Annotated in this window: 14 protein-coding genes and 1 pseudogene; 6 read left to right on the top strand and 9 right to left on the bottom strand. The window is 64.1% G+C overall.

Annotated elements, in window-relative coordinates; translation table 11 throughout:
- Positions 1-3 precede the first annotated feature (3 nt).
- The 5 genes and pseudogenes from ACZYVJ_RS20940 to ACZYVJ_RS20920 all read left to right on the top strand — a co-directional run bounded on the left by ACZYVJ_RS20940 (position 4) and on the right by ACZYVJ_RS20920 (position 3,653).
- The gene (locus tag ACZYVJ_RS20940; protein WP_463833800.1) at positions 4-720 is read left to right on the top strand and encodes an enoyl-CoA hydratase/isomerase family protein; all 717 of its coding nucleotides are present in this window, start codon (positions 4-6) and stop codon (positions 718-720) included.
- A gap of 41 nt (positions 721-761) precedes the next feature.
- Entirely contained in the window at positions 762-1,130 is a 369-nt protein-coding gene (locus ACZYVJ_RS20935) for a VOC family protein (RefSeq protein WP_463833125.1), read from the top strand.
- Positions 1,058-1,849 (top strand): annotated as a pseudogene (locus tag ACZYVJ_RS20930) (BadF/BadG/BcrA/BcrD ATPase family protein); the annotation flags it as partial. The gene ACZYVJ_RS20935 and the pseudogene ACZYVJ_RS20930, both read left to right, overlap by 73 nt.
- Positions 1,850-1,933: 84 nt before the next feature.
- Complete coding sequence (gene murQ / locus ACZYVJ_RS20925) at positions 1,934-2,827, top strand: N-acetylmuramic acid 6-phosphate etherase (protein ID WP_463833799.1); 894 nt, start codon at positions 1,934-1,936, stop codon at positions 2,825-2,827.
- Positions 2,828-3,077: 250 nt separating this feature from the next.
- Positions 3,078-3,653: an N-acetylmuramoyl-L-alanine amidase gene (locus ACZYVJ_RS20920; protein WP_463833798.1), complete on the top strand. Its 576-nt coding sequence runs from the start codon at positions 3,078-3,080 to the stop codon at positions 3,651-3,653.
- 211 nt (positions 3,654-3,864) lie between these two features.
- Here the strand turns inward: ACZYVJ_RS20920 and ACZYVJ_RS20915 are convergent, their stop codons facing one another.
- The 6 genes from ACZYVJ_RS20915 to ACZYVJ_RS20890 all read right to left on the bottom strand — a co-directional run bounded on the left by ACZYVJ_RS20915 (position 3,865) and on the right by ACZYVJ_RS20890 (position 7,402).
- Positions 3,865-4,230 (bottom strand): cupin domain-containing protein, encoded by a 366-nt coding sequence (locus ACZYVJ_RS20915; RefSeq protein ID WP_463833124.1) that lies wholly within the window; start codon positions 4,228-4,230, stop codon positions 3,865-3,867.
- A 52-nt stretch (positions 4,231-4,282) separates the two neighbouring features.
- Positions 4,283-5,032, bottom strand: a complete 750-nt coding sequence (locus ACZYVJ_RS20910) for an SDR family oxidoreductase (RefSeq protein ID WP_463833123.1) — start codon at positions 5,030-5,032, stop codon at positions 4,283-4,285.
- Between the two features lie 108 nt (positions 5,033-5,140).
- Positions 5,141-5,530 (bottom strand): GNAT family N-acetyltransferase, encoded by a 390-nt coding sequence (locus ACZYVJ_RS20905; protein WP_463833122.1) that lies wholly within the window; start codon positions 5,528-5,530, stop codon positions 5,141-5,143.
- Between the two features lie 45 nt (positions 5,531-5,575).
- Positions 5,576-5,890 (bottom strand): hypothetical protein, encoded by a 315-nt coding sequence (locus ACZYVJ_RS20900; protein ID WP_463833121.1) that lies wholly within the window; start codon positions 5,888-5,890, stop codon positions 5,576-5,578.
- Positions 5,891-5,981: 91 nt separating this feature from the next.
- Positions 5,982-6,512 (bottom strand): cupin domain-containing protein, encoded by a 531-nt coding sequence (locus ACZYVJ_RS20895; RefSeq protein WP_463833120.1) that lies wholly within the window; start codon positions 6,510-6,512, stop codon positions 5,982-5,984.
- Positions 6,513-6,634: 122 nt separating this feature from the next.
- On the bottom strand, positions 6,635-7,402 hold the full coding sequence (locus ACZYVJ_RS20890; protein WP_463833119.1) for an SDR family NAD(P)-dependent oxidoreductase: 768 nt from the start codon (positions 7,400-7,402) through the stop codon (positions 6,635-6,637).
- Between the two features lie 359 nt (positions 7,403-7,761).
- Between ACZYVJ_RS20890 and ACZYVJ_RS20885 the strand changes: the two genes are divergently transcribed.
- On the top strand, positions 7,762-7,971 hold the full coding sequence (locus ACZYVJ_RS20885; protein WP_463833118.1) for a ferric uptake regulation protein: 210 nt from the start codon (positions 7,762-7,764) through the stop codon (positions 7,969-7,971).
- A 35-nt stretch (positions 7,972-8,006) separates the two neighbouring features.
- Here the strand turns inward: ACZYVJ_RS20885 and ACZYVJ_RS20880 are convergent, their stop codons facing one another.
- From ACZYVJ_RS20880 to ACZYVJ_RS20870, 3 genes are all read right to left on the bottom strand, one after another.
- Positions 8,007-10,943 (bottom strand): MMPL/RND family transporter, encoded by a 2,937-nt coding sequence (locus ACZYVJ_RS20880; protein WP_463833117.1) that lies wholly within the window; start codon positions 10,941-10,943, stop codon positions 8,007-8,009.
- The gene (locus ACZYVJ_RS20875; RefSeq protein ID WP_463833116.1) at positions 10,940-11,362 is read right to left on the bottom strand and encodes an MmpS family transport accessory protein; all 423 of its coding nucleotides are present in this window, start codon (positions 11,360-11,362) and stop codon (positions 10,940-10,942) included. The genes ACZYVJ_RS20880 and ACZYVJ_RS20875 overlap by 4 nt, the downstream gene beginning before the upstream one ends.
- A 210-nt stretch (positions 11,363-11,572) precedes the next feature.
- A complete protein-coding gene (locus ACZYVJ_RS20870; protein WP_463833114.1) occupies positions 11,573-12,601 on the bottom strand; it encodes a methyltransferase in 1,029 nt (342 codons plus the stop codon).
- Positions 12,602-12,611 lie beyond the last annotated feature (10 nt).

Genomic DNA, 12,611 nt, shown 5'->3' with positions numbered 1-12,611 from the left:
GCCATGGTGGAGATCCATCGGCCGCCGAACAATTACTTCGACACCGCCTTGATCACGCGTATCGCCGACGCTTACGAGCAACTTGACGACGACATCGAATGCCGGGCGATTGTTTTGTGCGCGGAGGGAAAACACTTCTGCGCGGGCGCCGACTTCTCCCAGCCCGCCGAGAATCGCTCGTCGCCGGGCGAGCTCTACGCCCAGGCCATCCGATTGTTCCGCGCCCGCAAGCCGGTTGTCGCGGCGGTGCAGGGCGCCGCGATCGGCGGCGGGCTCGGGCTTGCCCTCAGCGCAGACTTTCGAGTGGCGGCATCCTCCTCGAAATTCGCGGCCAACTTCAGCCGGCTCGGGTTTCATCCCGGCTTCGGGATCACCGCCACATTGCCACGTGTCGTCGGCCAGCAAAAAGCGCTCGAGTGGATGCTCACCGGAGAGCGCTTCGATGGTGAAATCGGCCGTGCAGCAGGGTTGTTCGATGAACTGGCCGCTGACGGCGATGTTCGGCCGGCGGCGATTCGGTTCGCCGAGCGTATCGCCGCTTCGGCTCCCCTGGCGCTGACGAGCATCCGTGCCACGACGCGTGCCGGACTCGCAGAGGCCGTCGCAGCCGCCACCGCTCACGAGCTCGAGGAACAAACGCGCCTTGCGGCGACCGCCGACTTCCGCGAGGGCGTGACGGCGGCGGCGCAGCGCCGCGCTCCCACATTCACCGGTCGCTGAACCTCCACGAGTTCACTGCGGGAACCGATACCGTGCATTGCATGCGTCGTGTGGACTACGTCATTCACTATGTCGAGGCGCTCAGCCGCTCCGTGGCGTTCTACCGCGACGTGATCGGACTTCAGGTGCGAATCGAGGGCGACGGCTATGTCGAGTTCGAAATGGAGAACACGAAGTTCTCGCTTTTCGAACGCTCGAAGCTGCCGGAGCTCATCGGTCGCGCAGGCGGCAACCCGCCCTGCGGCGAGATCGGCTTCCTGATCGATGACGTCGATGCGGAAGCGGAACGGCTGAGAGGGCTCGGTGTCGAGATCCTCAGCGGGCCGGTGGATCGCCCATGGCGGGAACGGACGCTGCACGTCGCCGACCCGGACGGCAACATCATCGAATTCGCACAGAAGCTGCGATGATCCTCGCCGTCGACCTCGGCAAGACGTCCTGTCGGGCCGCGGCAGGCGGCCGGAGGGTTGAAGGTGTGGGCGCACCGGGACTTGCGACGCCTGGCGGCGCGCGGGCTGCGGAGGCGGCGGTCCTGGCGGTCGCGCGAGATTTCGGCCCGGTGGATGAGGTGATCGTGGGCGCCGCCGGGGCGCTGGCGGCGCCGGACGCGGCGCGTGCGCTGGGCGATGCATTGCTGAGATCGCTTCGGGCGCATCGCATCGGCGTGACCAGCGATGCCGTGATCGCGCACGCGGGCGCGCTGGACGGGGAGCCGGGCGTCGTGCTGATCGTGGGCACCGGCGTCGTGGCACTTGCGATCGATGCGAACGGCGCGCTGCGCACTTCCGACGGCTGGGGTCCGTGGCTGGGCGACGAGGGCGGCGGCGCGTGGATCGGCGCGGCCGGGCTGCGCGCGGCGTTGCGCGCTCAGGACGGCCGCGGACCGGCGACCACGCTGCTCGACGCCGCCCGCGCCCGCTTCGGCGCGCCGCAGAGCTGGCCCACGCAGCTCACCGATGCTGCCGCAGTCGCGTCGTTCGCGCCGGACGTCCTGGCCGCGCAGCACGACGCGGCGGCGCTGGCGATCATCAGCGCTGCCGCCGAGGCGCTCGCCGCGACCGCCCGCGCGGCCGGGGATGGCCCGGTCGCGATGGTCGGCGGACTGGCTGGAGTCCGGGCGCTGCGCGCACAGCTCGACCTCATCCCGGCCGCCGGCGACGCGCTCGATGGCGCGCTGCAACTGCGGGCAATCCACGAGCCGTATGTGGTTCGCGTGCAGGCGCCCGGCGCGACGCACGGGCTCGATGCGCTCGCGACCGAGGCCGTGTGGCCAGACCTTGACGATCTCGATGCGCGCCCCATCGCCGACGTCGTCGCGCTGCTCGTCGGCGCCGAAGGCGAGGCGCATGACGCGGTGGCGGCGGCGGTGCCGCAGATCGCGGCGGCGGCCGAGGCGATCGCCGCACGGCTTGAGCGCGGCGGCCGCCTGATCTACGCCGGCGCCGGGACACCCGGTCGGCTCGGCGTGCTCGACGCGGCCGAGTGCGGACCGACCTTCGGCACCGACCTGGTGCGCGCCGTGATCGCCGGCGGGCCGGCGGCGCTCACCGAGGCGATCGAGGGCGCGGAGGATGTGTTCGACCCCACCGATCTCGCGGACCTGACCGCCGCCGACGCGCTCGTCGGGATCACGGCGTCGGGCCGCACGCCGTATGTGCTCGGTGCACTCGAGCACGCGCGCGCGGCGGGTGCCTTGACCGTCGCGATTGTCAACAACCCACGAAGCGAGGCGTCCGCCGACCTGGTGATCGAGCTGCTGACCGGGCCCGAGGTACTCGCCGGGTCCACGCGGCTGACCGCGGGGACGGCGCAGAAGGTGGTGCTCAATGCGCTCTCGACGAGCGTGATGATCGCGCTCGGCAAGGCCTATGGGCCCCGGATGGTCGACGTGCGCGCGACCAACGCGAAGGTACGCCGCCGGGCGGTGCGGATCGTCCGCGACGCGGCCGGCGTCGACGAGCAGACCGCAACCGCCGCGCTCGCCGCCGCGGACGGTCATGCCAAGACCGCGATCGTGGCGCTGCTGAAGGGCGTCGACGCGACGGAGGCCGCCGCGCGGCTCGAACGAGCGCACGGACGTGTGCGGGACGCCTTGGGCGGGACATGATTGAAGACGTTCCGCAGGCGGGCGTCACGCCCGTATCGTGAGGAGCGTGTGTGAGCCAGCGTGCGGCCGGCCAGCTCACGTCAGCCGCCGTCAGCTGCTAATGGTGGCCGGCAGCATCGGCGTGGCGTCCCTGGTCGGCAGCTGTGCGACGCGTAGGGACTCTGCCCCTGCCTCTGAGACCCGCTCGGTTGCGGCCCCTCCCCCGACGTCGACCATCAGCGCAAGCCTGGCCGCCGCGACTTCGGCGCTGTTGCTATGCCGCGACGCGTGGGGCGCGCGACCGGCCCGCTCCGGAGGGAAGCGCCACACCATCACCAGGATGACTCTGCACCATGAGGCCGTGGTCCTTGGCGAAAACCGAAATGCCCCAAGCCATCTCCGACAGGATCAGCGATACCACCAGGACCAGCATGGATGGATCGACATCGCCTATCACATCGGCGTCGACCGCAATGGCAACATCTACGAACTGCGGAGCACCGAGATCGCGGGCGACACCGCCACGGACTACGACACAACGGGGCATTTCCTGGTCCTCTGCGAAGGAGACTTCGATCAAGAGGCCGTGCCGGAGGCCCAGCTCCAGGGAGCAGCTCGCGCGTTCGCATGGGCGGCTCAGAACTTTCACGTTTCGCCCGACACCCTGGCGGGCCATCGGGACCTGGCCCAAACCTCTTGCCCGGGTGGAAACCTGTACGCCCACATCTCCTCGGGAGACCTCAAGCGCCGCATTGACGACCTCCTTGGCGCGGGCGGAGTGGACCTCCAGCGCTTCTGCGGTCCCGACGCGGCCGCACGAGTGGCGTCCATCGAGGCCGGGAACTGACCGGCGCTTCCCGGCGATCAACGGGGGCAGATCGCGGCAATCGCCACGGCCGATGTGTGCCCCAGGCGTACACTTCCCAGCCATGACCAGGGGAAAGAAGGCCTTGTTAGCGCTGGTGCTCGCATTCGCTGTCTCAACGACGACGTCAAGCTGCGTTCCCCTCATCAACATCCCCACCTGCCCCGCAGGTGGCAGCTTCGTTGGCTGCTGATCAGTCGGTTACGCGCAGGCCCTTTCGTTCCTCAAGCTCTTCTTCGGTAGCCCGTTCGAGCATCGGTTGCCCGGGCACACATACCAACGTGAGGACGAAGCTACAGGGAATGTCGGTGCGGTTGTTGGCGTCCCGATAGTGGATCACGTCGCCGCCGGGTCCCCAGAACGCATCTCCAGCCCGTAGGACGCGTGGCGCCTCACCCTCGATCTCGAACAACATCTCACCGTCAATCATGTAACCGAACCCCGGGCCGCCAGGAAGGCGATGTGGTGGGTAACCAGGGGCGCCCGGCGGATGCTTGATGAGAACCGTCATCACATGGGCATCGTCAGGAATCGACGGTGACGGCACTTCCTGCAACACGGTTATCGTTGATTTCGGTTCCGAGTCAGTCGTATTCAACGGTTCAGCTTCCTTAACTGCGGCGCGCGTCGATCCAGTCGGAGTATCGAGTAGTGAAGATGGTGGCGTTCTCGTCGGGTTCGAGGCTGTGATCGTCGATCACCGCACCGAAATATGGCGCCTGGGCGTCGGTTACGACCCGACGTCGATTACCGCTGGCGGCAAGGCCGCTACGGACGAAGTCGTCCATCCCCATTACCTCGGGTCCAGCGATCTCCGTCACTCCGTTGGTTGGACGTCCGACTGCGGCGCGGGCCACGGCGGTGGCGACGTCGTCGGCGGCGATAGGACGGAACAACGCGTGCGGCAACCTGACAATGTCTCCCTCTGTCGCGGAATCGGCTAAGCCGACGGCGAATTCGTAGAAGGGAGTCGCTCGCACGATCGAATAAGGCCGGCCCGATTCCCTGATCAGGTTCTCCTGGGCCGCTTTCGCGGTGTTGTAGCCGCTATCTGGCATGACCTGCGCACCCACCACCGACAACGCCACATGGTGTTCGACTCCGGCTTCCCGTTCAGCTGCAAGGAGATTCGTGGTCGTGGTGGTGAAGAAGCGCATCACAGGTTCATCGTCGAACTCTGGCGAATCCGCGACGTCGACCAGGACTTCAGCACCGGCGAGCGCGCCGGCAAGGCCTTCACCGGTGAACGAATCGACACCTGATCGGCGTGAGGCAACGACGACATCGTGGCCCTGCGCGCTGAGCTTGGACGCGACTTTCGAGCCGATCAGCCCGCGACCGCCGATGACTACGATCTTCATGATTAACCTTTCAAAGTTGCGTTCAACTGGTCACTTCGGTTTCGTGCCTTCCGCCGCCGATCGAATTGCTGAAAGCACCAAGGATCCCTCACGCCCGGCGCAGCCCGGTTAGGTGCTGTCGGTCGCAGCGGGCCGCGACACCGGGCGGAGCAATCCCTGATATTGGTCGGTCACCAGATCCCGGTATTCGGGATGGCGCAGGATGTAGTCACCCGTGATCTTGCACCGCGGAATAACCGTGTGCCCGGCCCTGCGGATCAGTGTGAGCACACCACTGATCATCGCTGAGGAGACACCCCGATCACGCCATTGCGTATCGACTTCGATGGCCATCAACACTATATGGCCGCGGTAGCGGCGGTAGGGCTGCCGACCGATCACCTGGTCGTCTACGGTGGCCTCGAACCGCGCTTCTTGGGCGTTGTCGGTGATGATTGTCAGCAGTCCATGGTGAGCACTGCGCTCGATACTGCCCATCGGCGTTGGTGATTCAGTCACAGTCAAAAATCCCTTCCCTACTGGCGTACGGGACCTGGCTAACGGTCAGCCGACGTCCTCGTCCTCGTCCTCGTCAAACTCTTCGCGCGCCACACCGTAGAACGATGGGCCGTCGTTTGGGCTGCCACTGATCTGACCGCGGTGGCGCCGGGGCATTAGCGGCGGTTCCTCGGTGTAGCCGAACTCGGGCTCCTCAGCGGCTAGGCGCTTATCCAGCGTCAGATTTTCCTTAGGCGAGATCCAGCGCAATGGTGCGTCGACCACGATGTCACCATCGTCGTTGCGCACCTCGTCGGAGTCCAGAGATTCGCTGGGACCCAGGGTGTTATCGGGCCCCGGGTCGTCGTAATCGCCGTCCATGGTTGTCCTCCTTGATGTTTCGCTTGCGCATGGGCGGCCTTCCCGCCGACTTTGCTTGGGTATACAGGGATTTCGGACCCGCGGTTCATTATCAAATAGGTTCACCGGGGAATTTTAAGTCGAAGCGTTTGCATAGTTCTGGGACACTGTCGACGTCCATCTCCAGCTCGTACCGCGCACAGAGTGCGTCTAGCGTCTCTGTCGATATCTTGTCTATGCCGCCGAGGTCAGAAAGTTCGTCGAAGAACTGCTCAAATCCTGCGGGGGAAATAATCTCAAGGATGCGGGCCGGCTCATCGCCCGCATTCCAGAATGTATGCCATTGGCCTCGTGGCTTGAAAATGAAGTCGGCTGGTCCGCCGTAGAGCACCTCGTCGCCGAGCAAAGCGCCTACGCGTCCCTCGATGATCCAGCTGTACTCATCTTCGTTGTGGTGGCGATGAAGTGGTGCGGCCAGCGCTCGGGGTGACATTGGATGCTCGAGCACTGAGAAACGCCCTTCCGCCTGAAACTTATCCAGGATGTGGCGGACACCGACCGTCCCATTGAACACGGACTTGCCTTCGGTGCGGCCGACGGACTTAGCTGGCGGGCCGCCTGGCCTCAATATGTCGATTGTCACTGCAATCTCTCCTCGACTGCTTCTATTTTCAAAGAACACCAGATTTTGAGGGTGTGGTCAATTGTCCGGCGCGCCAGAGGGTTTCAGGCCGGGTTCCTAGCACCCTCAGGAACTCCATCGGGTTAGTTGCGCCCAGCCATGATGCCGCCGTCGACATTGAGAATCGCGCCGGTGACCCAACTGGCCGCGTCGGAGAGCAAAAAGGTGATGGCGTTGGAGACGTCGGCGGGGGTGCCGACTCGCCCCAGGGGATGAATCGGCGCGAAAGTGTCCAGGGTGGAGTCGATCTCGTCCTTCGGGACCCACCGCTCGAGAGCGGGGGTCTTGACGGCGGCCGGTGCTACGGCGTTGACGCGGATCTGGTGCCCGGCCAGCTCGATGGCCAAATTATGGGTGAGCGCATGCAGCCCGGCCTTTTGCATCGAGTGCCCGGTCGATGGGGTAACGCCGATCGCCTGATGCGCCCACATGCTGCCGATGTTGACGATGGACCCGCCCTCGCCGCGGGCGATCATCCCCGCAACGACGGTCTGCGTCAGGAAGAACAGCGCAAAGTTGAGCTCCAGGTAGGAGTCGTAGTCCTGCGAGTCGTACGCGAGAAACGGCTTCGGGATGAAGAACCCGGCCGCGTTCACCAGCAGCGTCGCGTCGCTGTGATTCTCGGAAAGCGCGCGCTGCGCGTCGGCGACCGCCGCGCGGTCCGTCAGGTCGGCGGCGATGCCCCAGGCTTCACCGTGGCTCGTCAGCTCGGCGACGGTGTCGTCGACGCGCGCTTTCGAGCGTCCGACGATCACCGCGCTGCCGCCGTGCCCGACGATGTCGATCGCGGACTGCCGGCCCATGCCGGCACTACCGCCCACAACAATGACCTTCTTGCCATCAAAATGCATACTCGGGGTCCCTTCCTGGTTCTTCTGACGGCTATGAGTGGACGCCACTCTTCGTTTCCACGACGCGTAACGCCCTCTGCTGGGACGACCCGGAGTGACAATCCCGCCCGGCCGTGCTCGTACTGAGACTGCGGGCAGCCCGGGTGAGCTGTCATCACCCCAACTGCCCATTCACCCGGGTGAGTAATGCGCCGCCGTGAAGCGAAGCGTGAATGAATAGGGGGGCGGTAAAGATAGTTAATTTCGTTCGCGTAAATGCGGCTACCTTCAATTGCACGCCATTGCTTTGCGAAACTAGTTTGTTTGCCGCGATCTGAAATCAGCTTCGAATTAGGGCTAAAGCGCGTACCCTGAGCGGTATGGCCAAGACCAAGGTCTGCGTACATTGCGGCCATACGTTCGATCCGAACGACCGGCCGCGCGAGCTGTCCGATCCGGAATGGCTTCCGGCCGCATCAGTCTATTGTTCGCATGATTGTAGTGACCGGTACCACTGCGATATGGGGCATTGCTGCTCGGCCCACGCGAAGGAGAAGGCTCGGCGCGAGGCCGCCAAGGCGGCGCGTTAGCCGACACAATCCGCAATCGGCGACGCCGGCTGATGCTACGTCTGCGGATCCGACGGGACCCCGTGCCGCGGGTGGTACAAGAGGGCACGAACCAACGGGCGCGGCCCCACCGACCGAAGCATCTGACTGGCCGGGCGGACGCGTACCCGCTTCGGCCACCAGAACCAGCGTCCCATCACCGTCATGATCGACGGTGTGATGAGCGATCGGACGACAAAGGTGTCGAACAACAGGCCGATGCCGATCGTCGTGCCGAATTGGCCGATCGCCCGAAGATCGCTGGTGATCATCGTGGCCATGGTGACGGCGAACACCACACCGGCGGCAGTGACCACCGGGCCTGTCACGCCCATGCCGCGGATAAGTCCCGTTTTCAAACCCGCTCCGATCTCCTCCTCGATTCGGGACACCAACATCAGGTTGTAATCGGACCCCACGGCCAAGAGCACAATCAACGCGAATTCTGTTGCCACCCAGTGCAGCTGGAAATTCCCAAGGTGCTGCCAGATCAGGGTCGAAAACCCGAAGGCGGCCCCCAACGACATCACGATGGTGCCGACGATAACACCCGCTGCGACCAGAGCGCGGGTGACGATCACCATGATGATGAAGATGAGCACGATCGAGGCCACCCCGGCGATCATCAGGTCGAACTTGGCGCCGTTGGCGATGTCGTAAAACGTTGCGGCCGTACCGCCGAGGTAGATGTCGGCATTCTCCAGCGAGGTGAGTTTCAGCGCCTCCTTGGCCGCTTGGCGTTCCTGATCAACAGACGCGATTCCCTTTGTCGTCGCAGGATCCACTGAGTGCGTGATGATGAAGCGAGCGGCCTTGCCGTCCGGCGACACCATCAAGCTCAACCCCAGCAAGAAGTCTGGGTTCTGGAAGATCTCGGGTGGCAGGTAGAAGAGGCTTTCCACCTGGGAGTCGTTGAAGGACTTGCCCATCACGGCGTTCGTGTCGGTCAGCCGGTCGAACTGATCGATCAGGTTGTCGAACGTGCTGTAGATGGTCAGCGTCGTATCCCGGATCGACTTCGAGACGGCGATGTTCTCGGGAATGATCGCCAGCAATTCGCGCGTGGCCTTGGCCGTGTTGGTGAGGTCGCTGGTAAGCGAGTGGAACTTTTCGGCGAGTTGATCGAACCCGTCCAGCGCGTCGAAGAGCGATCGTAGCGACCAGCAGATCGGGATGTCGTAGCAGTGCTTCTCCCAGTAGAAGTAACTGCGAATCGGTCTCCAGAAGTCATCGAAATCCGCGATATGATCCCGGATTTCGTCCGTGATGGCCGCCGTCTCCCCCGTGGTTTTCGAGCTGTCGTCCGCGGCGTTCGCGAGCTTCTGGGTCACCGCGTACTGGCGCTCCAACAGTGCGATCTGAGTGTCGAGGAAACCGGTGATCTTCTTGATGTCGCCGACGCGGTCCTTTAAGTAGTTCAGATTGCTGCGGATCGGCGCGCTTTGCACACTGAGCTGGAACGGAATGGATCCGTCTTGAATCGGCGGGCCGAGAGGTCTGGTGATGCTCTGCACCCGTTCGATGCCCGGCACCCGGAAAACGGCGCCGGCAATCTTGTCCAGGACCAGCATGTCTCTGGGATTGCGCAGATCGTGGTCCGATTCGATCATCAGCAGGTCCGGGTTCAAACGGGCCTGGGTGAAGTGTTGATCGGCCGCTGTGTACGCCTTCACTGACGAAGCGCTCTGCGGCAGGTAGTACAGGTCGTTGTAGCGCGGAGTGAAGCCCATCAAGCCAATTGCACCGACGATCGCCAGGATGACGGAGGTGGCGAGGATGGGCGCCGGCCACCGCACGATGGCCGTCGCCAAACGGCGCCACCGGGTGTAGTTGAACTCGCGCTTCGGGTCGAACAGGCCGAAGCCGCTTGCGAAGGCGATCAGCGCCGGCGTCAGTGTGACCCCGGCGGCCACCACCACCAGCAGACCCACTGCGCACGGAAACGCCAGCGAACTGAAGTACGGCAGCCGGGTGAATTTCAGACAGGCCAGCGCCCCGACGATCGTCAAACCCGAGCCCAGCACCACTTTGGTGACCCCGGCGAAGGTGTCGTAGTAGGCGGCTTCCCGGTCCAGGCCTCGTTCGCGGCCCTCCTGGTAGCGGCCCACCATGAATATCGCGTAATCGGTACCGGCCGCGATGGCCAGTGCCGTCAGCAAGTTGACGGCGAAGGTCGACAGCCCCATGATGCCGGTCTCGCCCAGCAGCGCTACCACCCCGCGGCCGGTGGCCAGTCCGACGAACAGGATGACCATCGTCAGCAACACCGTGCCGATGGATCGATAGACGAACATCAGCATGATCGCGATGATGATGATGGTGATGATCGTCATCTTGGCCAGGCTCGCGTCGCCGACAACGATCGTGTCGGCGGTCAGGGCTCCCTGACCGGCGACGTAGGCCTTCACCCCCGCCGGCGGCTTCGAATCCGCGACTATTTGGCGAACTGCGGCAACCGATTTGTCGCCGACGGCTCCGCCCTGGTCACCCCGCAGGTTGACCTGGACATAGGCGGCCTTGTGGTCGTAGCTCTCGACACCGGAGGCCGTGAATCGCTGTCCCCAGAAATTCAGCGCATGCTCGACGTGTTCGTGGTCCTGCTGCAGCTTCCTGACCAGATCGTCGTAGAACCGGTGAGCGTCTTCGCCGAGAGGTTTGTCACCGACGAGCGTCACCAGGACGAGGTTGTCGGAGTCGTACTCCTTGAATTTCTCCCCGATGTGCTTCATCCCCGTCACCGACGGCGCGTCGGACGGCGAGAGCGGCACCGAGACCTCCTCGGCAACCTTCTCCAACTGTGGGACGAAGACGTTGACGCCGACTGCGATCAGCAGCCAGATCACCACTATCGGCAGCGCCAGCACGCGGATGGTGCGGGCGATCCGCGGTTTGTGCTCAACAGTGGTGGGTTGCGCGACGGGGATTCTGTCGGTGTCGCTCGTGTCGTCGGTCACGCGGACTTGTCCAAGCAGGAAACCTGCGCGTCCCGGGTGTTGATCTGTTGTTGATCGACCAACTTGCCGTCGACGGTGATGCGGCAACCGATGGAGGGACTGTCACCTTGGGCGACGACGTAGGCAAAGATGCCAGGCATCTGGGCGACGATCGTCTTCGACCACGGCAATGTGGTGAAACTGGCCTTCTGCGGTAGCGAGTCCGCGTCCATCCAGTTAACGACGCCGGTTGTCCCGGGCGGTCCCAGGATTTCGTATACGGCCGTCTTGGCCGCATACGGCGGGGTTGCGTCCCGCGGATCGGGCTTGGGCAGGCCAGGTCCTGGGAAAACGCCATTGAGTCGGACCACCGCCACGCCGCCGATGATCAACGCCACGGCCACAACCAGCGGAACCCATGCCCGCTTGAGAAGCGTCAACACCGTGCCCCCCGATCAGGAATGCTCGACGGGCTGATATTAAGGCATCTCTTCGCGTGCGCCACGGCTAGCCGAACGCCATGGCGGTCGAGTTGATTCCCGGGGTGGGCTCCTTCGCTGTGATGGTGAAGGTTGCAGCGCCTTTCACTGATCGCAGAAACAATGCGGTGTCCATTGCGCGTTCGCAGACGCCCGTGGCGGATGCCATATTCAGATCGCTACGGTTTCTATGACGGCGAACTGCCCAGCCTGGCCGACGGTGGTGCGGCGAAGTCCGGTGGAGGCGAAGAGCGCATCGAACTCGGCGATGTCGCGTTCCTTCCCACCGGTCATGACCAACATGTTCATGTCCATCATTGCCGGCAGCCCAGGCACTCCGAATTCTCCGACGAGATAGTCGATGACGACGAGGCGCCCACCCTGGTGCAGGGCGGCACGGCAGTTTCTCAAGATCCGTATGCAGTTCTGGTCGTCCCAGTCGTGCAGAATGTATTTGAGCACGTACAGATCTGAAGGCGGTACCGACTCGAAAAAGTCGCCTCCCACTGCGGTGAGGCGTTCCTGCAGACCATCTTTGCGAGCCGCCGCCGCGGCGTCGGACACGATGTGTGGCAAGTCGAAGACGCCACCGCGCAGGTCGGGGTTGACCCGCATCATCGCCCGAAGTACCGCGCCGTTTGCTCCCCCAACGTCGAGCGCGTATTCGACGCCTCGGGTATCGACCAACTTTGCGATCTCGATCGCAGCGGCGGCACTCAGGTTCGACATGGCTTCGGTGAAATGACTCGCCTCGTCGGGATGGGCGGCTAAGTAGTCGAAGATCGTACCGGGTGTACCGTGTGCAGGCTCCATCTGCCTGGTGCCGCTGCGAACAGCATCCGGGAAGCATCCCCAGGTCAACCAGTGACCAGGAGCGGCTTGCGCAAGGACCATGCCACGCAACGAGTTCGGGTCGTCTCTGAGCAGCGTGCTGAGCAAGGGCGTCCCTCTGAGCTGCTTACCATCGGCCGACGACACAAGACCCAGCGAGGCGCAGGCACGGATCAGCCTTCGAGTGGCGTCCGGGTCGATGGATTCCTTTGCGGCGATCGCCTCTGCCGTGTCGGTGCCTGCCGCGAGATGATCCGCCAAGTTGAAAGTCGCTGCAGCACGGACGATCTGGGTGACCCAGAATCCAGTCAGCATGGTCATCATGCGCTCGTGGTCTCGGGTTCCGGACGGTACGGGTGCTGTTGTCATCTTTCCTCCC

It is taken from the genome of Mycobacterium sp. IDUB_3, assembly GCF_055419585.1.
This window is presented reverse-complemented; position numbering and strand designations above follow the sequence as displayed.